23 protein-coding genes are annotated in these 25,781 nt (G+C 29.8%); 1 reads left to right on the forward strand and 22 read right to left on the reverse strand.

The window, feature by feature from the left end:
* Positions 1-18: 18 nt before the first annotated feature.
* The 4 genes from SSYRP_RS03175 to SSYRP_RS03190 form a co-directional block, all read right to left on the reverse strand.
* Positions 19-1,977, reverse strand: coding sequence for an ABC transporter ATP-binding protein (locus tag SSYRP_RS03175; protein WP_016340870.1), 1,959 nt, complete (start codon positions 1,975-1,977; stop codon positions 19-21).
* A gap of 203 nt (positions 1,978-2,180) precedes the next feature.
* Positions 2,181-4,322, reverse strand: coding sequence for a hypothetical protein (locus tag SSYRP_RS05235; protein WP_016340871.1), 2,142 nt, complete (start codon positions 4,320-4,322; stop codon positions 2,181-2,183).
* 223 nt (positions 4,323-4,545) lie between these two features.
* A complete protein-coding gene (locus SSYRP_RS03185; RefSeq protein WP_016340872.1) occupies positions 4,546-5,877 on the reverse strand; it encodes a hemolysin family protein in 1,332 nt (443 codons plus the stop codon).
* 166 nt (positions 5,878-6,043) lie between these two features.
* Positions 6,044-6,799 (reverse strand): hypothetical protein, encoded by a 756-nt coding sequence (locus SSYRP_RS03190; RefSeq protein WP_016340873.1) that lies wholly within the window; start codon positions 6,797-6,799, stop codon positions 6,044-6,046.
* A 467-nt stretch (positions 6,800-7,266) separates the two neighbouring features.
* On the opposite strand from SSYRP_RS03190, the gene SSYRP_RS03195 reads away from it, so the two are divergent.
* Entirely contained in the window at positions 7,267-7,908 is a 642-nt protein-coding gene (locus tag SSYRP_RS03195; RefSeq protein WP_016340874.1) for a lipoprotein, read from the forward strand.
* Between the two features lie 33 nt (positions 7,909-7,941).
* Here SSYRP_RS03195 and SSYRP_RS03200 read toward each other — a convergent pair whose 3' ends face one another.
* The 18 genes from SSYRP_RS03200 to thrS all read right to left on the reverse strand — a co-directional run bounded on the left by SSYRP_RS03200 (position 7,942) and on the right by thrS (position 25,552).
* Positions 7,942-8,721, reverse strand: a complete 780-nt coding sequence (locus tag SSYRP_RS03200; RefSeq protein WP_016340875.1) for a MurR/RpiR family transcriptional regulator — start codon at positions 8,719-8,721, stop codon at positions 7,942-7,944.
* Between the two features lie 128 nt (positions 8,722-8,849).
* On the reverse strand, positions 8,850-8,975 hold the full coding sequence (locus SSYRP_RS05330) for a hypothetical protein (RefSeq protein ID WP_016340876.1): 126 nt from the start codon (positions 8,973-8,975) through the stop codon (positions 8,850-8,852).
* Between the two features lie 83 nt (positions 8,976-9,058).
* Positions 9,059-9,808 (reverse strand): DeoR/GlpR family DNA-binding transcription regulator, encoded by a 750-nt coding sequence (locus SSYRP_RS03205; protein WP_016340877.1) that lies wholly within the window; start codon positions 9,806-9,808, stop codon positions 9,059-9,061.
* Positions 9,809-9,911: 103 nt separating this feature from the next.
* On the reverse strand, positions 9,912-11,681 hold the full coding sequence (uvrC, locus tag SSYRP_RS03210) for an excinuclease ABC subunit UvrC (protein WP_016340878.1): 1,770 nt from the start codon (positions 11,679-11,681) through the stop codon (positions 9,912-9,914).
* Between the two features lie 117 nt (positions 11,682-11,798).
* On the reverse strand, positions 11,799-12,095 hold the full coding sequence (locus tag SSYRP_RS03215; protein WP_016340879.1) for a hypothetical protein: 297 nt from the start codon (positions 12,093-12,095) through the stop codon (positions 11,799-11,801).
* A gap of 194 nt (positions 12,096-12,289) precedes the next feature.
* The gene (rplT, locus tag SSYRP_RS03220) at positions 12,290-12,649 is read right to left on the reverse strand and encodes a 50S ribosomal protein L20 (RefSeq protein WP_016340880.1); all 360 of its coding nucleotides are present in this window, start codon (positions 12,647-12,649) and stop codon (positions 12,290-12,292) included.
* A 25-nt stretch (positions 12,650-12,674) separates the two neighbouring features.
* Entirely contained in the window at positions 12,675-12,869 is a 195-nt protein-coding gene (gene rpmI, locus SSYRP_RS03225; RefSeq protein ID WP_016339020.1) for a 50S ribosomal protein L35, read from the reverse strand.
* Between the two features lie 43 nt (positions 12,870-12,912).
* Positions 12,913-13,443: a translation initiation factor IF-3 gene (gene infC / locus SSYRP_RS03230; RefSeq protein WP_016339021.1), complete on the reverse strand. Its 531-nt coding sequence runs from the start codon at positions 13,441-13,443 to the stop codon at positions 12,913-12,915.
* A 224-nt stretch (positions 13,444-13,667) separates the two neighbouring features.
* Positions 13,668-15,569 (reverse strand): ABC transporter ATP-binding protein, encoded by a 1,902-nt coding sequence (locus SSYRP_RS03235; RefSeq protein ID WP_016340881.1) that lies wholly within the window; start codon positions 15,567-15,569, stop codon positions 13,668-13,670.
* Positions 15,570-15,767: 198 nt separating this feature from the next.
* Positions 15,768-16,916 (reverse strand): N-acetylglucosamine-6-phosphate deacetylase, encoded by a 1,149-nt coding sequence (gene nagA / locus SSYRP_RS03240; RefSeq protein ID WP_016340882.1) that lies wholly within the window; start codon positions 16,914-16,916, stop codon positions 15,768-15,770.
* Between the two features lie 11 nt (positions 16,917-16,927).
* On the reverse strand, positions 16,928-17,680 hold the full coding sequence (locus SSYRP_RS03245) for a DeoR/GlpR family DNA-binding transcription regulator (RefSeq protein WP_016340883.1): 753 nt from the start codon (positions 17,678-17,680) through the stop codon (positions 16,928-16,930).
* A 96-nt stretch (positions 17,681-17,776) separates the two neighbouring features.
* On the reverse strand, positions 17,777-18,037 hold the full coding sequence (locus SSYRP_RS03250; RefSeq protein ID WP_016340884.1) for a hypothetical protein: 261 nt from the start codon (positions 18,035-18,037) through the stop codon (positions 17,777-17,779).
* Between the two features lie 18 nt (positions 18,038-18,055).
* Complete coding sequence (locus SSYRP_RS03255) at positions 18,056-19,912, reverse strand: PTS transporter subunit EIIC (protein ID WP_016340885.1); 1,857 nt, start codon at positions 19,910-19,912, stop codon at positions 18,056-18,058.
* Between the two features lie 220 nt (positions 19,913-20,132).
* A complete protein-coding gene (locus SSYRP_RS03260; RefSeq protein WP_016340886.1) occupies positions 20,133-21,293 on the reverse strand; it encodes an SIS domain-containing protein in 1,161 nt (386 codons plus the stop codon).
* 151 nt (positions 21,294-21,444) lie between these two features.
* Positions 21,445-22,233 carry a TMEM164 family acyltransferase gene (locus tag SSYRP_RS03265; RefSeq protein WP_016340887.1) on the reverse strand — a complete coding sequence of 263 codons (789 nt, stop codon included), beginning with the start codon at positions 22,231-22,233 and terminating at the stop codon, positions 21,445-21,447.
* A 129-nt stretch (positions 22,234-22,362) separates the two neighbouring features.
* On the reverse strand, positions 22,363-22,731 hold the full coding sequence (locus tag SSYRP_RS03270) for a hypothetical protein (protein WP_016340888.1): 369 nt from the start codon (positions 22,729-22,731) through the stop codon (positions 22,363-22,365).
* A gap of 4 nt (positions 22,732-22,735) precedes the next feature.
* On the reverse strand, positions 22,736-23,596 hold the full coding sequence (locus SSYRP_RS03275) for an oxidoreductase (RefSeq protein WP_016340889.1): 861 nt from the start codon (positions 23,594-23,596) through the stop codon (positions 22,736-22,738).
* Between the two features lie 36 nt (positions 23,597-23,632).
* Positions 23,633-25,552, reverse strand: coding sequence for a threonine--tRNA ligase (thrS, locus tag SSYRP_RS03280; protein ID WP_016340890.1), 1,920 nt, complete (start codon positions 25,550-25,552; stop codon positions 23,633-23,635).
* Positions 25,553-25,781: the final 229 nt, after the last annotated feature.

Here is a 25,781-nt window from a genome sequence, read left to right on the forward strand (position 1 = left end):
ATCTTTTTTTACAATAAATTAATTCATTAATCCTGCTTCATATAATTTTTTAAAGCGGCCATCAACTTTTTTTAATTCTTCAAAGGTTCCAGTTTGACAAACCCCTTTTCCTTTTTCTAAAACTAAAATCTGGTCAACATTTTTAATGGTACTTAGACGATGCGCAATAATAATTGTTGTTCGCCCTTTCATTAATTTGTCTAGTTCAACTTGAATTTCTTTTTCAACGATATTATCTAAAGCACTAGTTGCTTCATCTAAAATTAAAATTTCGGGATTACGTAAGAACATTCGGGCAATTACTAAGCGCTGTTTTTGCCCCCCTGATAAAATAAATCCCCGTTCTCCTAAGATTGTTTCAAAACCTTCTGGTAATGATGAGATAAAATCATATAACTCAGCTTTTTTAGCCGCTTCTTCAATTTCGGCCTTGCTAACATCAACGACCCCATAACCAATATTGTCATAAAATGTTCCATATAATAATTGAGGTTCTTGTTCAACATAACCAACATGGTCTAAATATGATTTCAAGTTAATTTCTTTTAAATTTTTATCATTATTAACATAAATAGTTCCTTTCGAAGGATCATAGTAACGTAATAATAATTTTGCAATTGTTGATTTACCAACCCCGGTTTCGCCAACAAAGGCATATGATTTTCCTTGGACGAATTTAAAGTTAAAGTTTTCTAAAATGTACCGTTCTTTTTCATCATCGTTGTCATATTTAAAGTAAACATTTTCAAAGACAATATTACCAGAAATATCAGTTAAGCCCTGACGATCTTCATTGACATCAATTTTTGAAGTTTGTTCAAAAATGTCCGCTACCCGCATTGATGATGTTGAAGCTTGCGCTAAATTACCTAGTAAACGAACAACTTGAATAATTGGAAAAATTAGCGAGTTAATACTCATTGAAATTGATAGCATTACGGTTGCATCTAATTTTTGTTGATTAACAAAAACAATCCCAACAATTAAAGCAATTGTATTCATACTTGTTAAAGTAGTAATAACAAAGGCAATTAACAATGACTGGGCGCGAATTGCTTGCATACTTACTTTATAATAGTTTTTATGAATATCAGTAAAACGTTTTTTTTCATATTGACTAGTGCCACTAGCTTTAATTAGCCGAATAGTATTTAAACGGTCATTAACATCCCCATTGACATTTGAAACAACTTGACGTTGTTTATACATTAACCGACGAATAAAAGTAAAACAAAAGGCTGTTAACAAGAGGATTCCAAATGAAATTCCTAGAATAATCCCTGATAATTCTGCTACTGTTCCAGCCCCATTTTTGAAGACATAATTACCATTTTCATCTAGTTGCGGAATAATTTTACCATCTAATTCAGTATATTGTAAAATACGGTTATCTAGGGTAAACATAATCGCTATCGCTCCAAAAAAGGTAAAGAAAGCATTTAAAAAGTTTTGAGGAACTTGATAGGCTTGATCTCCTAAAATTTGTGTATCAGAAATTAATCTTGTTAAAATATCTCCCATTTTTTTATCATGATAATAATTCATATCTAAATCAATTAACTTATTTAAAACTTTTAAACGAATATCAATTTCAATTTTTCGTGAAATTGATCCTCCTACTCAGTTTTGTAAATATAAAAAGATTCCTGATACAATAAATGAACTGGCAAATCCAATTGCTCAATAAATTAATGTCATTCAAGGCATTGCCGGATCAGATAAACTTGTCCGTGCAAAAATTCCTGTTTGCAATTCAGTCATAACAATATTTGTTAGTTTTGGTAACGCCACAGTAATCCCAGCTGTTACCATCACAAAAATAATTAACAGCAATCATCGAAATCAGTATTGCTTATAATAAATTGATAGTAATTTAAAAAATCCCATTTTTGAAGGTTTTTTATCTTTTTCACGAGTATTAGCAGCAAGAGTTTCTTCTTGACTATTAGTACTTGCTTGTGCTGTGGTTGTACTCATTATTTTCCTCCTTGTTTTCAATGTTTTATGCTATGTTTATTTTACCGTAAATTATAAAAAAACCGAATTATTTTTGTAAATGCGCTAATTAAAGTACTTTTTTACTATTAAATTAAAATTATAATAAATTTTAATGGCATTAATGATTATTATAATCTTATAATTAAAATGATAGATGGCCAATATTATCTCTCATTTTAATTTTATTGACTATTTAAATGATAAATCGAGGTTTTACTACTCAATAAAATAGTTTTATTTTTTAGTTGTATCATACTTATGTTAATAAAGTAATCATTTTCTAATATTTTTTCCTTAATTGTTCCATTATTATTCAATTGGTAAATTGCGGAAATATAGTTAGATCAACCTCCAACGCCAGCCAGCACCGTTTCATCTTGCAATTGCAATAAAGAGACTCTTCCATTATTAAATTTTTGATCAACAATTAGTTTTTTGTTAAAACTATTAGGATCTAATTCATATATTGATCCATAAGGGAAATCAGTTCCAATTAACACCTTTTCATTATTAAGTTGTTTCATTGAATTAATACCACCATCTATTCCCTTATTAACTTTTTTTTCTACTGAAAAGCTTTGCCCAGATTTCCGCAATTGATAAATTGAGCCATAGCTTCTCACACTACTCTTTACCGATACTCCTATCAAAATAGTGCCATCTTTTAGTTCCTCTATTGCATTAACAGCACCATCCTCAATATTTTTAATTAATCTTTCTTTAATTGAACCATCACTATTTAACTGATAAATTACTCCCCCTATATTATTGTATTGACCCTCTGTCCCAGCTAAAATCATACCATCTGATAACTCGACCAACGAATAAACTGGCTTATTATCAAATTTTCTATCAACAACTTTCTTAATAATTTTACCATCAGAATTTAACTGATAAATCGAGCCAGCATCAGTTCCGGCCAAAATCGTCTCATTTTTTAATTGGATTAATGACCTAATACTGCTATCAAAAGATTGTCCTGCTGGTTGTTCAACTTTTTCCTTAATTGTTCCTATGCTTGGATTAAAAATTCGATAATCAACTGTAACTGTTTCAGAACTAATAATATAATTCCGGCTATTGGAGTTAACTTTTATTTTGGCTTGATTACTATTGATAGAACTTATATCAACCCCAATTTCATCAACATATAGTTTTGGATTTAATTTTTCAATTTTAGCTAGAATAGTTGTTGATTCATTATTTTTAATGTCTCCTAATTTAGTAGTTGTTAAAACTTCTCATAATAATTTTTTATTAGTGTTACTAAAATATACTTTTAATTGATCATTATGAACATAAACTTTATTATCTTCAATAACCTTTAAATCAGCAGAAACTATTTGGTTAGCAGTCTTAATATTTTCAATTGTAACATCATTGGTATCTAAACCAAGATTTGCCCTTTTAACTATTGTCAACAAACTTTGCGGATCATTTGGAACATTAGTTAAATTTGAAAAATTATTTATCGTAACATCAGTTTTTAATGTTTTTAATTTAGCATAATAATAAACATTTATGAAAGAATTTAAATCATATCTATAACTTCATGATTTAACGGAAATTATTGCTGAAGTTTGAGTAATATTCTCAATTAATAATTCTTTAATTACTAAATCTGGGTTTTGTAGTTTCGCTGCATTTAAAATCGTTTCTTCCCGATTATCATCAATTTCCCCTAATTCAGGATTTTTTAAATGTTCATTCAAATTAATTCTTCAGTTTATAATAGGTGCTTGACCATTAACATTCTTATTCGCAAGGCTGGTAAAATATCATCCTAAAACACTTCCTATTGTTGCCAAAATTAAAATTAAAGCTAACACTATACCTAATAGCATTTTTTTAAACTTTAACAGATGAAAATCATGACGATTTAAAATCGCCATTTGTTGATTAAAATTACGTTGCATCATTAAATTATTTGTTTTTATTAATTGTTGGGCAATTGCATATGTTTCTTCTTTATTATTAACTGTTAACTGATTACTTTTATGCTTATTTTCTTTAATCCGATCAATTGTCGTTTGTGACAATATTAATTTATCATTAGCAATTTTTATTTTTGGTGAACCATCACCATTATATAAATCTTCTTTTCAAAAGAAAACATAAGAATCTTTTTTACAAAAAATAAACGCTAACGGAACCAAACCATTATCATTATCAATACTACGTTCCTTATCAACATAACAAGCAAATAATTTTAAATCCTTTAAATCTTTTATCGGATTCTTTTTTGCTGCAGTAATAACTTTTTTAAACTTTTCCTGACAATTATTACACATACTATCATAAAAAATTTTTTCTTTATTTTCCATATTTGTTTCTCCAATTGATACAATAAAAAATTCTAAATATTATTAATTATATATCTTTTGCTTTTTAAAAAATAAAAAAAGATTATAAATCAATTATATTTACAAATTTTTTTTGGTAAATTTTGGTAAATTGTCATTTAAATGAAAAAATAGTGAATTATGATAGATTAGTTCACTATTTTTTTAATTTAATCTCATTTCATTCCATTTTTTACTGAAATTACTAATCTTCTAAATCATCATCAGGTTTTAAATCAGTTAATGATTCAATTTCAAACATTATTCCTTTCACATTACCACGACGGGTTTTTTTATTATTAATCCGAAAGGCATAATTATGATAAATAAATTCATTAGCACTCAGATTAGGATTTTTAATATCATAATTTGTTTGGCTGATAAACCATTGGTATAATGTTTGTCCCTGTGTATCTGGTGGGGCGGCAATTTGAAGATATTTTTGGAAAACTTTTGGGACACGCATATTACCATTAATTCAGAACATATGGTGACCAATTTCTTTCACTGATCCAGTTTCATCATCTTCATCATAGATTTCCCCAACTAGTTCTTCTAAAATGTCTTCCATTGTCACAACTCCTAAAAAATCATTACTATCTTTACTTGAACTAACAATTGCCATATGAACTTGTTCTTGTTGCATGATTTCTAAGGCATCATCTAGCTTTAAATAACGCGATAAAAAAATTGGTTCCGTTGATAATTTTTTAAAATCAAGTGTTTCATGGTCAATTAAGGCAATAAAAACATCCTTAATATTTAACAGACCAATTACTAAATCAGTTTTGCGATCTAAAACTGGCATCCGGGTATAACGCTCTTCTTTATAAAAAGTTTGTAATTCCCGTCATGGAATATCTGAATAAATTCATTTTACTTTATTCTTTTGGCGCATAACTGAACCAACATTTTTTTCATCAAAAACAATTGCTGATTCAATTAATTTTTTTTCATTTTTTTCTAATACCCCTTCTGATTCAATTGTTGAGATTAATTCTAACAATTCATTTTCGGTTGTAGATACTCCAGCATGGTGTTTTTTTATTACTAAAACTCATGTAAATGGATAAACTAGAATTTTTCAAAAGGTTAAAATATAAGCTGCAAAAATTGAAAACTTTTCTGGAAAACGTTTGGCAATTGTTTTTGGGACTAATTCCCCAAAAATTAAAACGATAACCCCAATCACAGCGGTTGCGACTCAGGTTGCTGTTTCAGCATTATTAATAATATTGGTAAAAAATAAGGTTCCAATTGTTGCTAACGCAGTATTGACTAAGGTATTAATAATTAAAATTGTTGCTAAAGTACGGTCATAGTCTTTGACAAACTTATAGACGCGTTTGGCCTTTTTAATACTACGTTTTTTTGCTTTTGGACTATTAATTTGTAATTTTCCCCGCGCCATTTGTTTTAACCGAATTACATTAATTGAGGTAATTGCTGTTTCTGAGGCGGAAAAAAAAGCTGATAAAATCAACAAAATAATCATTAGAGGTAACAAAACCACAAAAATGGTGGTGGTGTCAATCATTTATTTACATCTCCTTTTGTATTTAATTAATAATATACTTGATTTTTATTTTTTTGCAAGTTTTCATGAAAAATTGAGAAAAACCATAAAAATAAAAAAATAGAATTTATTAATTCTATTTATAGATTGATTTAAAGTTGAAAAACCCAAGAAAATAAGTACTTGGTTAAATTTGTTTTCCCTTCTTACTACGAAGATTACTTAAAAAATTTAGCAAAATTGCCAATGATATAGTAACTAATAGTAAGGCAAAGATGGCTAAGAAAAAAAGCGGATAGCCAACATTTGCTGGGTCGATTTGATCATAGGGCATTGGGGTAAATGGTTCACCTTTATCAGAAGGAAAATAAGTCACTAACATAACTCATCGTAAAAAAACATAAGTGACATAGATAATTAGTAAAGGTAAATTATATCAACAATATTTTTGACAATATTGTTTTGTACTAATTTTATTGGTTGTAAATAAAAAATAATAGGCCAAAATAATGATTGGAATTAGCATGTGTTCAAAGACTGATTTAATAATTTTATATCAAGTGTTAAAACCAACAATGCTTTGGGGTGCAATTGCAAAAGTTAAAGTAAAAATTAAAAAACTAATTAGATTTAAAGTCACAATGCGGGTCAAATTATTTTTCCCCGTTATTCAAGTTGGCATTGTTTTAGTATGGCAATTAATTCAATTCAAGAACCCATAACACGATGTTGCTAATGCAATTCAAACTGATAAATAAATTGATTGGTTAATAATTGAATAATCAAAATTACGGGTTTGTTCACCATATTGACTATCCATTATTATTGTTGAAAAAAATAAATCTAGAAGAACACAAAATAATGGTACCAAGGCAAAAATAACAAATAAACCATACTTGATTTTTGCACTATGGCGCGTTAAAAAATGTAATTCTTGTTTCATAATTTAAAATCTCCTGTATAAATAAAACTTTGGAATATACTTCGATTAAAAATAAAATTTTTATTAAAATGATAAAGTACTAACTTTTTCCAACCCTGCTCCCCACCCAACTACTGATTTAAAAAGTAATAAGTAGCTTTGTTAAAATACTTTATTTACTTGGCAAAAGTTTACTTGGTTGTTAAATTAATATTAAAATAACTGGTTTATTTAAGGATAAATAATATCTTATTAGTTTTTCCTGCTTTAAAAGATTCCATAATTAGTTTTTAATTTTTCATAGGATAATACTATCATTTTCAAAATTAAATTTAAGGGTTATTTTTTTAAAAAAAGCTTGGTTTAGAAAAAAATGGTATATTTTGGTGTGTTTTTTTGAAAGATATTTAATAAAAATCTTTTAAAATTAAGAAAAATACGGTATAGTATAGTTATGACTAAAACTAGTACAGGAGGCCACAGGTTTTATGAAAAAAATATTAACATTATTGTCAGCAACAGCCTTTATGACCACAACAGCAACAAGCGTTGTCGCTTGTTCACAAAATAATATGAAATACTATACAGAATTTATGTCAAAAGTAAATAAAGGTGACACCTTTGTAATGTTTGTTTCAGCAGATGACTGTCCTTATTGTACTGTAACAAAAGCAACAACAATTAAAGAATTATATAATAATGGCCAAGGAACACAAGTTTTTAAAGACTATTTAGCTGGTAATGAGGGTAATCAATATGGATTAGAAACATATTATGATGCTGAAAAAGATCAAAAAGTCATTGAAGATTTAACAAATTCATACTTATATATTGCTGATGCAAAAGAACATTCAGGAATATGAGAACAAAAAGGATTTAATAAAATTGCCGATTGAGTCGTAACCCAAGAGAGAAATAATAAATTAATTAATGGCGAAATTGATAAAACAATTACTGTCCAATCAGTATTTGGAAGTAACGCAACGCCTTTCTTCTTATATATTAAACAAGGTCAATATATGGGGTTTGAATTTGATAGTTTTGGGACATGACAAGACCCACCTAAAGTTGGAAATGATAAATATTTTACCAAATTTATTGACCATATGGTTCTTGAAAATTGAAGATAATAAAAAAATACTCATTATAATCTGAGTATTTTTTTATTCTTCAATAATATTTATCATTGAATTTAAAATAATAAGTAAACTTTCATAAATTGTTTGGTGGGTATAAATTTTTTGTTTGTCATTAATTAAAATTGGGGTTGTTGTGATAATATCTTTTACCTTATCAACCGTATTTGCTTTTGTAATTATTTTAATATTTTTAAAAGAGAATTCTTCAATTTTTTGTTTGATTAAATTTATCAAATAAGTTGAATTGTGATCTAAAACAAATAAGATAATTAAATCATTTGGTTGCAGGCGTTCAAAAAATTTTTTTGCAATAAAATTTAAACAAGTTAAATATGAATCATAACTTGAAATTATTAATTGATGATAAAAATTTAGCAATAAGGCGTAATAATTTTGTTCACCAATAATATAAACCTTGGCCACGCTAGTAAAAAGATCACGTAATTCAACAATTGCCGTTTGATTAGAAGATAGTACTTCTGATACTAAAAGTTTATGTTTGGCTAATAAATTATTTATCTTTTCATCTGTTAGGGTCATTTCCTGATTAAAGTTGCTTTGTTCATTGTCGCCTTCAGAGCGAAATAAAATGTAAAATTCTTTTCATCCTGTAAAACCTAAGGATTTACAAAATTTTGTTACCGAAGAAATACTTGTAAATGAAGCATTTGCAATATCATTAATAATAATATTTGTCTTAATTTTTGTTAATTCTAAAATTGTTTTGGCAATAATAGTTCTAACACTTTCATCATTACGAATAACTATTTCTTCTAATTTCTCATGAATTATTTTTTTGTCCACTATACCCACCTATCCATCCCATTTAATATTTTCGAGGTAAAACATCCGGAATAATCATTACTCGAATTATATTAAAGATTGATACTAAATGGAATGAAAAAAAATTGAGAGATTATTAAAATATTTTACTAATCATACATGACAGTTCGTTCTTTAACTACTTCTTCAATTTTTGTTAAAATAATGAATAAATCTTCAAAAGCAAAATTTTCAATTTGGTTACATATTATTTGGATACTATTTTTTCCACTCATAACCTCCTTTCGTCAAATATTTACCAGAGGAAAAATCTTTATCCTTTATTAAAAAAACATTGAACCAATTAATGCCAATGTTTTTAAATAATATTTATTTTTGCTAAAGTTTTCTTTTTAATGGAATCTGGATTATCTGTTATCAGAGAAGTTAAATTGTCAAGATGATAGAACTGGTAAAAACCGGTTTTACCAATTTTGCTACTATCAATTAAGGCAATTTTTGTCTGAACTTTTGCTAGCGCTGCTAATTCTACACGAGCTTCTTCTTCATTTGTTTTATAAATGTTTCCTTTATGGTCAACATGACTAGCCGTAAAAAATACTTTTGTAAAGTTGATTAAAGCTAAACTTTCTTCACAAAATGATCCGTAAAAACTTGCCCCATTTTTATTTCATTTACCACCAACTAAAATTATGTAATTAATATTTGGATTTTGTTCTAGTAAATTTAAAATTCGATAAGAATTTGTTATTACTTTTACAGGTCTTGAAATACGACTGACAAATAATTCACATGTTGATCCACTGCCAACAAAAATAAAGTCATTTTGTTGTAAATAAGTTTCAGCTTTTTGAGCGATAATAATTTTTTTATCAAAATTTTCAACAAGTTCTTCTTTATCCGTAATTTGGTTTTTTAAACCTATAAAATTAACACCACCATAAAATAATTCGATAATTCCCTCGTGTTCGATTTGTTTTAAATCACGACGAGTAGTTGTTGAAGAGATTCCATTCTTTTTTGCATACTCTAAGATGTCTTGCATATTATGAAAACTTTTTGTACATAGATACGACAAAAATAGTTTTTTTCGTGCAAACCGATGCATTTATATATGTCTCCTTTGTTTAATAATTCTCATGGTCCAATTTCATGTTTAGTTTTATCCGCGATACAAACATAAACATAGTTTTATTATAACAAAAATAAAATTATTTAATAGTTTGCAAGGTATTTTGTAATGCTTTTACCGTATTTTTATTTTTAATAATTTCATTTAACTGTTCCGAAGAAGCTGCAATGATATCTTTAATTGTTGGAAAATTAGCTTGTAGTTGTTTAATTTTTTGGGGTCCCAGCCCTGGTACTTGGTCTAGAATACTACTAATCAGCCCCCGACTTTGACGCTTACGAAAACTGGTAATTGCAAAACGATGGACATCATCTTGCATTTTTGTTAAAAACAAAAATAATTTATCATCTTTTGGTAAATAAACTTCCTGGCGATTAACATCTAATAAATGATCAGTACGGTGTTGCTTGTTTTTAACTAAACCAATTACCGGAATCGTTAACTGCAAAGCTTGTAATTCTTTTCGGCAAGCATTAACTTGCTGAATCCCCCCATCCATTATAATTAAATTAGGCAAGGCCCCATTTGTTGTTAAAATTTTTTGATAGCGGCGAGCCACAACATTGGCAATTCTCGCCCCATCATCTTGTTGGGGAATATCAATATGATATTTACGATAATCATTGCGTGAAGGCTTACCATTCTTATAGGTAATAGCAGCCCCTGTCACATATTCGTCTTGGATATTTGCAATGTCAATCATTTCAATTAAATATGGGATTTCTGGTAACTGTAAAAGGTCTTGCAATTTCGTTAGAACTTCTGGTGTTTGCTGTTCTAATGCTTGGCGCTTGATTATTTGTTGATAAGTTTCTTGGCTATTACTATTTGCTAAATTCATCATAATTTTTTCCGTTTTAGTTTTTGGATAAAAAAAGTGGGCCCCATATAATAATTCTAATTCGGTTGATTCAATCATTTCATTAATAAAGATTTTGGGTGGCAATGCTGTTTTGTCGTAAAGTTCTTGTAAATAAAGGCGCACGGTTTCTTGAAACTGCTCTTGTTGGCAAACTAAAAATTCGCTATCTTTATAACTTAATTTTCCCTGGCGATAAAATAAGGTTGTTATTACTAGGTAGTCATCTTGATAATAAATCCCAATCACATCAAGATTATCTTTTTTTGCTAAAAATTCAACATTTTGATCAGAAATTGACCAATCTAAGCGGCGAATTAATAATTTTAGTTTATTAGCTTCTTCAAACTGTAAATTTTGAGCTGCTTGGTGCATTTTAAGCGTTAATAAATCTTTTGTATCATCATTTTTCCCACTAAAAAAATGGCGGACCCTTTTAATCATATCAAGATAGTATTGGGCTGGAACATCTTGAAAACAAGCCCCAGAGCATTGTTTAATGTGATAATAAAGGCATGGTTTACCTAAATTCCCTTGGCAACGACGTAACGGATATAACCGTTCTAAAACCTTCATAATTTCGCGGGCATGACTACCATCAGGAAAAGGACCAAAAGCATAGCTATATTTTTTGGGGATTTTTCGTAAATATAAATACTGCGGATCTTTTTCTTTTGTAATGATAATATAGGGATAATGTTTGTCGTCATTTAATAAAATATTGTATTTGGGTTTATGTTGTTTAATTAAATTATGTTCTAAAATTAAAGCTTCTTTTTCGGTTCCCGTAATAATCGTTTCTAAGCGGGTAATTTCTTGAACTAGTTTGGTTGTTTTATAATTATAGACTTTATTAAAATAAGAACTAACGCGATTTTTGAGATTTTTGGCTTTTCCAACATATAAAATTTGATTTTTATCATTGTAAAAAAGATAGCACCCTGGTTTTGTTGGTAATTGATTAACTTGTTCTTTCAAAGAAATTGCCATTATTATTTTCACCCTTAGTAAATATTTTCTTAAGAATATCATAACATTTTTATTTAGGAAAAAAGGCAATAAAAAAAACATTTTATGCAAAATGTTTTTTTTATTTTTATTGAAGAATTATTTAACTTCGTAATTTCTAATACTATAATCAATAGCATTAGTAAATTTGTTTTGACGTTCTTTGTAAGTTAATTTAATTTCTGCGATTGGGCCTTCAAATGCTGTTTTTAAACTGTGAGCAGTTGCATCTCAAGCGATACAGTGTACTTCTTGACCATTGTCTAAAACTCAGAATTCAAATAAGTCATGTGTATCTCCTTCTTTAGAAGTAATAGTTTTGAAGTTAGTTCCTTTTTCTGCTACTACTGAAAAATCATTTGTAATGAAATTTGGTTGATTAAATTCTCTGTTCATATCTTTTCTCCTTCATTAATTCGACAAGAATTTGTATATTATGTTTAAAATATTATTCAATAAAACTAATGTTAGAGATATTTAGAGATATATAATTAATAATTTTAAAAAACATACTACCTTTAGTATAACATAACTATCTTTAATAAAAAGAAAAAAAACTACTTTTTATTGTCTTAAAAAGTAGTTTTAGATTAATTTTTTAAAGCTTTTTTTGATTCTTCAACTAATAATTTAAATTCACTTGGATTATTAATTGCGATTTCTGATAACATTTTACGGTTAACTTCAATATGAGCTTTATTTAAACCATTCATAAACTGTGAATATGACATATCATGTTCACGAACAGCGGCGTTAATTCTTTGAATTCATAATGAACGGAAATCTCTTTTACGTTGTTTACGATCACGATAAGCATAGCTTAATGATTTCATTAATTGTTCTTTTGCTTTTTTATAATGTGTTGACTTTGTTCCAAAATATCCACTTGCTTGTTTAATAATTCTTTTACGTCTTTTTCTTGTGGCTGGCCCACCTTTTACTCTTGCCATTTTCTTCTATCCTCCCTTTTAAAAATTACTTTTGCAATAAGTTTTTTAATCTACTTTGATCTGTTTTATCCATTAAACTAGCTTTACGTAGATGGCGCTTTTGTTTTGTTGATTTATTTTGCGCTAAATGTGATGTATAAGCACTAGCAATTTTTCATTTTCCTGTCCCTGTTACTTTAACACGTTTTGCTAATGATTTTTTTGTTTTCATCTTTGGCATAATTTTGTTTCCTTTCTGCATTTCATTTCAATCATTTAATTACCTATTTTTTTGGTACAACATACATATCTAAAAACAAACCATTTAAATGCGGCTCTTTATCGATTTTAGCCAAGTCTTCAATTAAAGCATAAAACTTTTTCAAAGTTTCATGGCCAAATTCAGGACGAGCAACTTCCCGACCACGGAATTTTAATGAGATTTTAACACGGCAACCTTCTTCCAAGAATTGACGAACTTTTTTAGCTTTAAAGCCTAAATCATGATCACCGATTCCTGTACGTAAGCGAATTTCTTTATTTTCCGTTACATGTTGATTCTTCTTGTTTTCTTTTTCTTTTTTCTTTTGCTCGTATTTATATTTTCCATAGTCAACTAGTTTTGCTACTGGGGGATTACTATTTGCCGAAACAATTAATAAATCTAACCCTTTAGTTTCCGCAAAAGCAATTGCTTCATTACGTGATAATGGTCCCATCCGGCTCCCATCATCAAGAATAATTAAAACTTCGCGTGCTCTAATATCATAATTTACCTGGTCAATGTTTTTATTGTTTTTAGTTATTTGGCTCATTTACTACCTCCATTTTGTAATTAAATAAAAAATGCGCTAAAGTAGCACATTTTAAAGTTATTAAAATAAATGATCTTATTAAGTAAGATTAATTTTAAACTTTAGTAAACCTAGTTACCACAATAAAGGGCTTAGGTGAGCACTGCTACTTGTCATCTTTTACATTATTAATTATAAGCAATTATATTAATTAGTCAATCGATAATTACTTTTATTTTCGAATTTTAATCATGATGGCCAGCTTCATATAAGTCCTTAAATCTTCCTGGTTTGGCAATTAAATCTTTAAATTTACCTTGTTGGACAATCCCCACGCCAGGCTCTAAAACAAAGATTTGATCAGCATTTTTAATTGTTGTTAAACGGTGGGCAATCGAAATTGTTGTTTTACCAACCATAATTTTTTCCAATTCTTTTTGAATTTCTTTTTCCACAATATTGTCTAAAGCACTTGTTGCCTCATCTAAAATTAAAATTTCTGGGTCTTTTAAAATCATACGGGCAATTACTAAACGCTGTTTTTGCCCCCCTGACATCATAAAACCACGTTCTCCTAAAATGGTATTATAACCATCTTTTCAACTCATTACTAACTTATGCAGATTAGCCTTTTTACAAGCGGCAATTACTTCTTCATCAGTTGCATTAAAGTTCCCATATTTAACGTTGTATAAAACATCACCATATAAGATCTTTGGTTCTTGTTCAACATAACCAACATGACTTAAATAACTTGGTAAATTTAAACTTTTTAAATCTTGGTTATTAATTAAAATTTTCCCTTCTGTTGGGTCATAAAATCGTAATAATAATTTACTAATTGTTGATTTACCACTTCCGGTTGCCCCAACAAAAGCATAATTTTTCCCTTGTTCAAAAGTTAAATTAGTTTTTGGTAAAATAACTGTATTTGGTTTTTCCGGATAGGCAAATACAATATCTTCCATAACAATATCACCTGTTATTTTATCAATTTTTGGGGCTGATAAATTTGGTTCAATTGTTGTTGAAACTTTAATTAAAGCCGTTACTCGTCGTGTTGAAGCTGTCGCACGAGCCATGCCAGGGATTAATCCTGTTAAAGTTCAGATTGGTCAACATAGTGTGTTAACCCCAGCAATAAATGATGGTAGAATTAACATAATTTTTGAAGCATCAGTACCTTCTCCACCAGTTCCATATAATAGAATTGCGCAGACAACAACAAGGACAGTTAGTCCCGAAGCACATGTTAAAATAATTGTCATCATACCAGCTTGAATACGGTTTAATTTCTTATTAGCATTATAATAACTATCATGAATTTTTTCAAAACGGACCTTTTCATATTCTTCCGTTCCACTAGCTTTAATTAGCGCAACAGATCCAATGCGGTCTGTCACATCCCCATTTACTTCGGTAATTTTTTTCCGAACAACTTCTGTTTCTAATGCTTGTGAACGAAATGTCACTGAAACTAACGTCATAAAAACAGCTGTTGCTCCAAGGGTAATTAAGGCTAATTGTCAATCAATAATTACTAATGTTACTGCACTACCAATAAAAATGATAGGAATACTAATTAGGTTTGTTGGGGTTAATTGACATTCATCGCCAATAATTTGAGTATCATTAATTAATTTTGTCATTGTTTCCCCAATTTTTTTATCCGAATAATAACCAATATTTAAATTAACTAAATTATTTAAAACAGCATTACGAATATCAATTTCAATTTGGCGGCCAAACATCCCGCCGACTCTTTCTCGTAGATAAGTTGTAATAACAGAAATTAATAAAACCCCGGCAATTATAATTAATCAATAGTATCACTCAAGTCCCGTTGAAGGATTTAACTGTTGGTCCCCAAATGCATGGGCAACTTCTTTCATTAATTGACCAATTAGAAAAGTAATTGATACTAAGGCAAAAGAAGAAACAATAATGGCAAAAACAATTGTGAAAGCCCGTAATAAATATCTTTTATAGTAAATTGAAACTAATGTAAAAAAACCAATTTTTGGATTTTTGATGTTTTTCATCATTTCTAATGGTGACTGTTTTTTATGAGCAGTTACTTGTTCACCTTCCAACTGTTGATCAAGATTTTTTTCAATCTGATTAATATCGATATTATCTTTGCGCATTAAATCGCCTCCTCTCTGTCCTTTTTCCAACTAAAATTGCCAATAAAAAATATCAACAAAGCGATGATAATATTTTCGGGCTATAATGTTAATTTAATTATAGCAAATAGTTTTTTTAACAGCAAGGAAAATAAAAAGCAATAAAATAAAAAGGTTTTAAGCTTCTTTTTAACAGAAGCTTAAAACCTTAAAAATTAATTATAAATTATTGTAGGCAATTTCACCTTCGACAATCGTTGCTTTAACATTTAATTGTCCATCAACAATTGTAAAATCAGCAAATTTACCAACCGTAATTGACCCAGTTTGGTCAAAAAGACCAAACTGTTTAGCAACATTAATACTTGTCATTTTACTTAAGTCAATTAATGAACAATTAGTTACCTCATACATATTTTTTACACAATAATCATATGTTGCAGCTGATCCAGCTAACACCCCATTTAACAATGTTACAGTTTGGCCGTTTTTAACAACATCTAACTCCCCTAGTTTATATGGACCATCTGGCATTCCTTTTGCTGTCATTGCATCGGTAATAATACAAATATGATCTGGCCCCTTGATTTTATAAACTTCTTTAAGAACATTTAAATCATTATGAATCCCATCGGTGATTAATTCACAAAGAATTTCATCAAAATATAATCCGGCATTAATCATCCCTGGGTTACGATGATCATAACGACTCATCCCATTATGTAAATGGGTAAAATGATTGGCCCCAACATTAACTTCATGTTCAACATCTTTAAAAGTTGCAGCTGAGTGGCCCATTGATGGGACAATTTTTTGGTCTAATAAATATTTGGTAAAACTACCATCTTGCAATTCTGGGGCATAAGTTACAATTCGAATATTATCATTTGATGCCTGTACTAATTTTTTCATTGCCACAACATCTGGTTTTAGTAACAATGTTTCTTCATGGGCTCCTTTAAAAGCTGGCGAAATAAATGGCCCTTCTAAATGTGCCCCAATTTGACGGGCTTGGGGACCATTATTATGGTTTGCCATAAAGTCCGCATAAACTGTTAGAATTTTTTCTAAATTACTAATCGCTCCGGTTACTGTTCCTTGGCAATAACGAGTAATCCCTTCTTTTGTAACATTTTTAGCAAAATTAACAAAACTATCAATTGTCCCTTGTTCAAAATTATAACCATAGCCACCATGCACGTGACAGTCAATATAACCTGGCATAATTGTTAAACCGCTACAATCTAAACCATCAAGGTCAGTTACCCCCCGATTAATTGCTGTTATTTTTTGTCCCTCTACTTCAATTCATCCCAATTCAATAATTTCATCTAATAAAACTATTTTAGCATTTTTTAATATCATCATTTGTTTCTCCTCTAGTATTTTATCTTTGGTTGCAACGCTTCTATTATTACAACATTTTGATCAGTGATAATTCAGTCAACATCTTTGGCCTGATAAAAATTATCATAGCCAATTACATTAAATTTTGTACTATCAGCTAAAATAACCTTTTCCTGGGCCATATTTAAAGCTAATGTTTCTAAATGTGACTCCTGTTCATTATTATTATACAAATTACCATTAAAATCAATTGCATTAACAGAAATAAATCCTTTTGAAAAATTTTCAATTTTTAAGGCTTTTTCGGTGAAGCTACCAATAAAAGCTCCTGATTGATCACGATATTTTCCCCCTAATAAAATTACTTCATTAATATAGCAATTTTCGCGGGCTAGTTTATAAACATACCATGAATTTGTAATTACTTTAATTTCTTTTGTAATTAATTTCACAAAGGCTTCACAAGTTGTCCCAGCCCCAACAAAAATAACATCATTTTCCTTAACCAACTGTTGGGCTGTTTTTGCTAAGGTATTCTTCAGATTAGTATTTAAATTAGCCTTTGTATGGCGTGTTTCTTCATTTTGATTAATATTGTTTAAAACATTAATCCCTCCATATGATAAATTAATAATTCCCTGTTCTTCTAATTCTTTTAAATCACGACGTAAAGTAATATAAGGAACTTGGTGGGAATTCATATAATCTTTGACATCATTCATATTATAAAATGATTTTTGTTTTAAAAAATCTAATAATATTTTTTGGCGCTCAATTTTATGCATAACTTTCTCCTTTTGGTTATATAAAACACCCCAAGGGGCAACAAATAAATTATAACCTAAAAAAGAATAAATAATAATATCTATTCTTTTTATCAATTATCGTAAACTAATTAAAGCCATGATGGCACTAAATAATCCACAACCTCAAATTGCCGCAAAAATGGCAAAAATATTTAATTTAATAAATCGTCAAATTGAATTTGAGCCAACATGCTCAATATGGCTTTTCTTTTCTTGATAACGATTTCATCAAATGTGCAAGCCAATGAAAATAAGCAAGAGAGCGCCAAAAACACCAAGACCAATATACGAATATAACAGGACGGTATTTGTTAAATCAACTGTAAAAATTACCATCGTTATTTTAAAACAATCTTATAATTTAACAATTTCACGAATGCGATCAGTAACATGCTCAACATCAGTTCCAATCACCAGTTGAAGCCCTTCTTGACCAATTCGGATAACTTGATACACTCCGGCTGCTTTTAATTGTTCATCAATATCTAACTTATTATCTTTAACAACTAACCGTAATCTTGTTGCACAATTTTCAATTACTTTAAAATTGTCCTTGCCAACGAGGTGAACAATTTCCCTGGCCATATTATCATATTTTTCTTTTAAATTTGCTCGTTTATTATGTTTTCCCTGATTAGCTTTCGCAATAACTTTTAAATCTTCAACATTTTCAGCCCCAAGATTTGTTGGCAAGTTATCTTCTGTTTTACTTGTACCAATTGTACGGCCCGGAGTTGGAATATTCATTTTTTTAATAACATAATATCAAACAAAATAATAAATAACTCCCATTACCGCGGAAATTGGGAAGATTCATAATGGATTAGCTAATGTTTTAGCCCCCGAACTAGCATTTTGTAATGACATTGTTCATGATTTTGGTACGGAAATTAAATAATCAATTAATCCCGCTGAAAAACCAAATCCTAATCTAATTCCCATCCCGACAACTAAAGCAGCAAAACAAGCGGTTAAGAAAGCATGAATAAAGAGTAATAGTGGTGATAAGAAAATTCAAATAAAGACAAGTGGTTCATCAATTCCAGTTAGAAAGGCCACTAACGCTGTCCCAGCAATAAACGTTGCTGTTTCCCGGCGTTTATTTTTATCAGCAATCATAATCATTGCTAGACCTGTCGCTGGAATTCCCCCAAAGAAAGTTGGAAAGAATCCTGCTTGGAAAATTCCTGAACCAATAACCCCGGCGTTAAAGGCAGTAATATCTCCAAAAACGATTCAGCGGCCATCACCTAAGTTAATTGCCCCAGGAACCTCACTAATCCCTGGCAATAATGATCCTTCAATTGGTAATTGGAATCATAAAAAGGTATTAATAATATGATGAGCACCAAATGGTTGTAATAACCGGTTAATAAAGGCATATACCCAAGCCCCACCGGCCGCGGATGCTGTTGAGGAAGAAATCCCCTGCCCAATAATAATTAAGGCATACTGAATTCAAGGTCAAATTGCGGCAAAAATGAAGGCTAGACCAAATGTAGTTACAACTGTAATCATTGGGACAAAGCGTCGACCGCCAAAAAAGGCTAAGGCTTGAGGCAATTGAATATCTTTAAAGCGATTATAAAAATAAGCAACTAAGGCCCCACAGGTAATACCACCAATAACCCCCGTATTTAAAACATAAATTCCCGAATTAATTAAATCTCCTGGATTAGCTCCGGCTCTAGGATCTTGAAATGGTTTGGGAACATATAAGAGCTGACTAAAATTTCAGGAAATTAGTTCATCAGCATGATTTGTTGCGTTCTTAAACCCATCATATGTCAAAACGTTATTATAAAATAAAGAGGCAATCATTCCTTCTTGTGTCATCAAGGCTAAAATAAAATAAGCAATTCCCCCACAAAGGGCCGCTTCCCCACGAAAATCTTTTGCTAAACCAAAAGCCACCCCAATCGCAAAAATGATTGCGATATTATTAAAGACCGCAGCTCCCGGGGCCATAATAAATTGGCCAATTCATCATACTGCCGAATTTTCCACAATTCCAATTGTCGGGTCACTCATTAATGAACCGATCCGATTCATTAACGCCGCAATCGGTAAAACAGCGATTGGAAACATTAATGATTTTCCTAAGCGTTGTAAACTAACCCCAGTATGATGAAAGAAATTTTTTACAGAAGAATTAGCCCGTGGTTTTTTAGCAGCTGGCTTTTCCTTCTTATTCAAAAGTAATTCTGTCATGTTATTTTCCTTTCTATTATTTAATAATACTTACTTGGAAATAAATAATTTTGACACTTTTTTGTGTCGGACTTATTTTATTGTAAAACTTCTTAACATCTAATTAATAATTTATAGATGCTATCCCCATTATAATACAATCAATATAAATTATGATAATAAATTATAAATTATGATAATTTAGAAAATCTTTTTCACATAAAAAATAACTATTAGATAGTTATTTTTTTCAAGGATGAATTTTAACTCCTTTAACAACTCGATTGATTTGCCCCGTTGGACAAGGATTATCCGGGGTAATTTTAAATTGCAGAGCAGTAAATAAAGCATATATTTGGGCTCAAACAATTGCTTGTAATCCACTAATAACATCATTGCTAGCTGCCAATGCGCAAGGAAGATATTTATTACAATAGGTCATAATTGCTTTATCAATGATACTATCAAAAACAATAATTTCCCCAGCAATATTATCATGATAAAGTTCTTTTAACAAATCAAGGTCATATTGACGAGTATATTTATCTTGGCTGACAAAAAAGAATACCGTCGTATTTGGGGTGATAATTGCTTTAGGGCCATGCCTAAAACCTAACGCCGTATTAAAGGTACTTACTACTTTTCCATTTGTTAACTCTAATAATTTTAAACTTGCTTCTTGAGCATAACCTTTTAAAATATTTGATCCTAAAAAAACAACCCGTTCTGCTGGTATTTGTGCTAAAGCAACAATTTGACGGTAGTTTTCGTTTAAGAATTTTTCTGTTTTAGTAATTAAATCAATTAATTCATTTTTAACACTACTATCATCTTGGTGAAAAATCAAGAAAACTGTTAATAGCATGCTCGTAAAACTTGATGTCATTGCAAAGGATTGATCATTTGTTGCTGGTGGTAATAATAAACTTAATATTTTTTCATTGTTTTTATTTTTTTGATATAGCTGTCCTTCATTATTACAGGTAATAATAATTTGAAATAAGTTTGGAACAATTTGTTCAGCTAAATTAATTGCTCCTAAAGATTCAGGGGAATTTCCAGAGCGAGCAAATGAAATCAAAATAAGTGGTTCTTCGCTGTTATCAAAATAAACAGCTGGATTGGAAACTATATCAGTTGCCGCGTTACTAATAGCATCATAACCTCGTAATCTTAGATAATCTGCTAAGATAATCCCGGCAAATTCACTAGAACCTGAGCCAGTAAAAATAATTTTTATCTTTTTAAGATCAAAACGACTTAAAAAGGTTTTAATTTTTTTAGTTTCTTTTGCTACTAACGCAATAACTTCACTTCATACCTTTGGTTGTTGAAAAATTTCTTGCGCTGTATAAATTGACCCCATTTCTTTAAGGTCTTGTTGGTTTAATCCAAAAATCATTATCTTCTTCCTTTCTTTGTTTCATTATATCGTAATCAATGATTATTTTGTATAAAATATGATAATTTTGTATAAATTAAATCATAAAAAACCTTCTTTGTACTTTTTCAAAGAAGGTTTTCGCTTAAATATTATTGTTAATAACCTAAAGTTACTCTTTATCTTTAGGTTGTTGTTTTGATTTTTTAAATTTTGCTTTAATTTTACCCATTCAAATTTCTCAATACGTATCATGTAATTTAACTTGGCTTTTATAGGCATAAATTGGTTTTGAAAAGTATAGGATAGCATTCCCAATTATGATCATTAATAAACCAAGAACAAAGGTAATAACAAATTGCCATGGTCGAGCTCATGTTCCTAACCCTAAGGCTCCGGTAATATCTCCAGTAATATAATTTGTATCAAAATATTGATTAAATAACTCAACAGCAAGTAACATAATTAAACCAGCTAAAATTGATTTAATAGCCACATTTTTAATCGTATCTTTATTAAGTTTATAATCACTTAAGCCATATAAATAAACATATAGAAAGGCAAATAAACTAAATGTATGGCCAAAAAAGAAAGTATAATAATGTAATTCTGTTAACGGAGGCAAGGATGATGGAGCAAGCAAGGTTAAAATTGGCCCAAAGATTGCTAATGGAAAAAAACACTCTAAAAAGATTTTGTGAGGGAAAAACAAAATAATAATTGATAACCATGCCACAATAGAACAAGAATATAAGGTAAAATAATTTGGAAAATGTTGTCATCCCCCATTACGTAGCATTATATAAAGGCGTTCTACTTCAACAAATAAAATCCAAATTGCCACGACAACTCTTAAATATCAATGGTTGGCTGTTTTTTTATAAAATTTTGGGAACATTCATAGACTGGCCCATAAGAAAAATGACAGAGTAATTGCTAAAATTCATGAAAATGTTATCATTTTTAAACCTCTCCTTTATTTAAAATAAAATATCATTATTAATTATATTTATTTTTTGTTATTTTGCAATTAAATCGTCCAAATAAAACAAACCCCTTATGAGGTTTGTTTTAACAAAAAAAAGCTTTTTTATTTTAAAATATTAATACTATAACTAATATTATCACCATTAATACTCTGCGTAATACTTGCTGTACAACGAATAATCATTTTACCAGCTGGTTTTAATTTACATAGCACTTTTACTTTCGGATTATTTGCAAAATCAATCTTAATTAATTGCTCATTAACTGATTTTTTCGCTACTTTATCGGTTATTTTAAGCTTAAACGAATCCCAACTTTTTTCAAAATCACTAGTATTTTGGTAATTTACCCGTAAATTATCAACAACAATTTGGTCGGGAGATAAAATGATATCTACTAATGATTCTTTGGTCAATTTCCCATCTAATTCAGAAAAACATAATTGTAAATAATCTATTTCAAAAATATTCATTATTCTAACCTCTTTTTACTTTTTTCTTGGCTTGTTTTCTTGCTAACTTTGCTAATGAGCGCATCATAATGTTATCAAAATGTTTATCACTTAAATGACGTTTAACTCATAATGTTCGCCCTGCTAAATACCCAGCATGATAACGGGCTTTGGGATGACGTTTATGAAGGGCTTTTGTAATTAATTTTGCAATCACAATTGGGTCATGACCAAAATCTGGTCCTGGTAACATCCCTAATGCTAAATTAATTTCTGCTTGATAAGCTGATGTTTCAGCAGTTTTTGCTAGGGTTTCGGCCGCTAAATGTGATCATTCTGACTTAATTGCCCCTGGTTCAATAACTACAACTTTTATCCCAAATTTTCTTGTTTCTAATCGTAAGGAATTACTTAATCCTTCGACAGCAAATTTACTAGCAGCATATCAACCCCCAACAGGATGAGAAATAACTCCCATAATTGATGAAAGGTTAAAAATATGGCCACTTTTTTGCGCACGCATTTGGGGTAATACTAACTGCGTGACACGAGCTAGAGCAAAAAGATTAACTTCAAATTGCTGACGGGCTTCTGCTAAGTTGGTATCTTCAATTGTTCCATATAAACCATAACCAGCATTATTGACTAATACATCAATGCGGCCACTTTTTGTGATAATATTTGTAATTGCTGCTACAATGCTAGGGTCATCTGTTACATCAACTTGAACAGGAATAATTCCAAATGGTTTTAGTTCCGCTTCCATTCTTTCAAGACGACGAGCTAAACCATATACTAAATAACCTGCTTTACTTAATTCAATGGCAATTACTTTTCCAATTCCTGATGAAGCCCCAGTCACAACGGCTACTTTTTGCTGTTTCACTTTTTTCACACCTCTTTTTCTAATTTATTTATCTTACTATTTTTTATTAATGATTAAATCATTTAATTGGATTATAAACTGATCAAATGGCATTGTAATTTGTTCTTGACTTCCATATTGACGATAAGTAATAACATTTTCGGCCACTTCTTTATCCCCAATTACTAGTTGATAAGGGATTTTTGAAGTTTGTGCCTCGCGAATTTTATAACTTAATCGTTCATCTCGTTCATCAACAATTGTCCGAATTTTTAATTGTTTAAATTGTTGTTGGAGCTTTTGGCTATATTCTAAATGACTTGCTGTTAAAGCAACCGGAATAATTGTAATTTGGGTTGGTGCTAATCATAAAGGTAAAACCCCATTAGTTTGTTCCAATAGAATGGCAATAAAACGTTCATATGTTCCAATTAACCCACGGTGAATGATTGTTGGGGTTGAAATTTCCCCTTTTGAATTAATATATGATAAATTAAATTTTTTTGGTAGTAAGAAATCAAATTGTAATGTTGAAACAGTAATTTCATGGTTCAAGACTGTTTTAATTTGAATATCTAACTTTGGTCCATAAAAGGCCGCTTCCCCGACCATTGGAACATAAGGAATTGCTAATTCATCAAGGGCTTCTTGCAACATTTTTTCGGCATTTTCTCACATTTGATCATCATCATAATATTTTTCTTTATTATTTGGATCACGTAATGATAATGAATAATAATCAACTTTAATATTAAAAGTTGTTAAAACTTCGTTAATTAATTTAAAGCAGCGTTTAAATTCATCCTTAATTTGGCTATTACGAACAAAAATATGGGAATCAGTTAAAGTCATCATTCGTACTCGTTCTAACCCCGTTAAGCTTCCTGATGATTCAAAGCGGTGTAAAATAGCATGTTCAGCAATTCGTAATGGTAACTCACGATAACTACGTTGTTTATAATTAAAGACTGCAATATGATGAGGACAAGCCATTGGTCGTAGGACACTTGCTTCATTATCGCGTTCCATTACCGGGAACATGTTTTCTTGATAATGGTCTCAATGTCCTGAGATTTTATACATTTCATCAGTTCCAATAACAGGGGTTTCAACTTCGACAAAATCATATTCTCATTCTTTTTCACGAATATATTCTTGAATAATTTTTTTCAAAACCATTCCATTTGGTAATCAAATTGGTAAACCTGGGCCAATTAAATTATCAAATGTAAAAATCTCTAAATCTTTCCCAATTTTACGATGATCACGTTCTTTACGATCATTTAATTCTTTTAACATTTCTTCAAACTGACTAACTGAAAAATGACTGACAGCACTGATTCTTTGTAGCATTTTATTTTTAGCATTATTTTGTCAGTATGCCCCTGCCAATCCCATAATTTTAAAAGCTTTAATTAGCTTAAAACTAACAACATCAAAAGGCTGATAATAAAAATTATCCCCAATTTGATATGAGCAAATTGCTGATTCGTTAGCACTTTGTAATAATTCCTGTAAATAAGAATTATTTTTGTAGCGTTTAGCTCCTATTGCAAATGGCTCACAAACTTTTTGAACCTGCAAATGACTAGCTAAATTTTGCTTAAATTTTTCTTCAATTTTAGCTAAATCCCCTTCTTTAATACTAGGATTAAGATCAAAATCCAGATAGAATCCTTCTCCTGAAGCTTCACTTTGGGCAATTACAATATCAAGATACATTTCTTGTAAAGTATGGGCTAATAATAAACTAGCACTATTATTAATTAATTGTAACGCCTGTGGTGATTTTTCAGTTATTAATTCTAATTTCCCCCCCACTGTAACAATTTCATCACGTTGATAATATTTGCCATCAATGATAGCTCCTCAAGTTGCTTTTCCTAAACTAATTGCTATACTACTTGCGATTTGTTCAACACTAAGTGGGCCCTCAAATTGTTTTTCTTGCCCATCTGGTAAAATTATTTTAATCATTGTTTTCATTCCTTTCTAAGCAAAAAATCGCTCCTATTCTAATGAATTAGGAGCGATTTTTTTCGCGGTACCATCCTTATTAAATTAAGTTACCTTAATTTATCTTTCACTCATTATCACGAAATGAGCTTAAACGTAAACTATTGTCCTGGTAGTAAATTATTAAGGTTTTTATTAAGCTTCCATCATCCTTAACTTGCTGGGAAAAAGAGCTCAATAATTTGTGGTC

The sequence above is a fragment of the Spiroplasma syrphidicola EA-1 genome, from assembly GCF_000400955.1.
Classification (GTDB): domain Bacteria; phylum Bacillota_I; class Bacilli_A; order Mycoplasmatales; family Mycoplasmataceae; genus Spiroplasma; species Spiroplasma syrphidicola.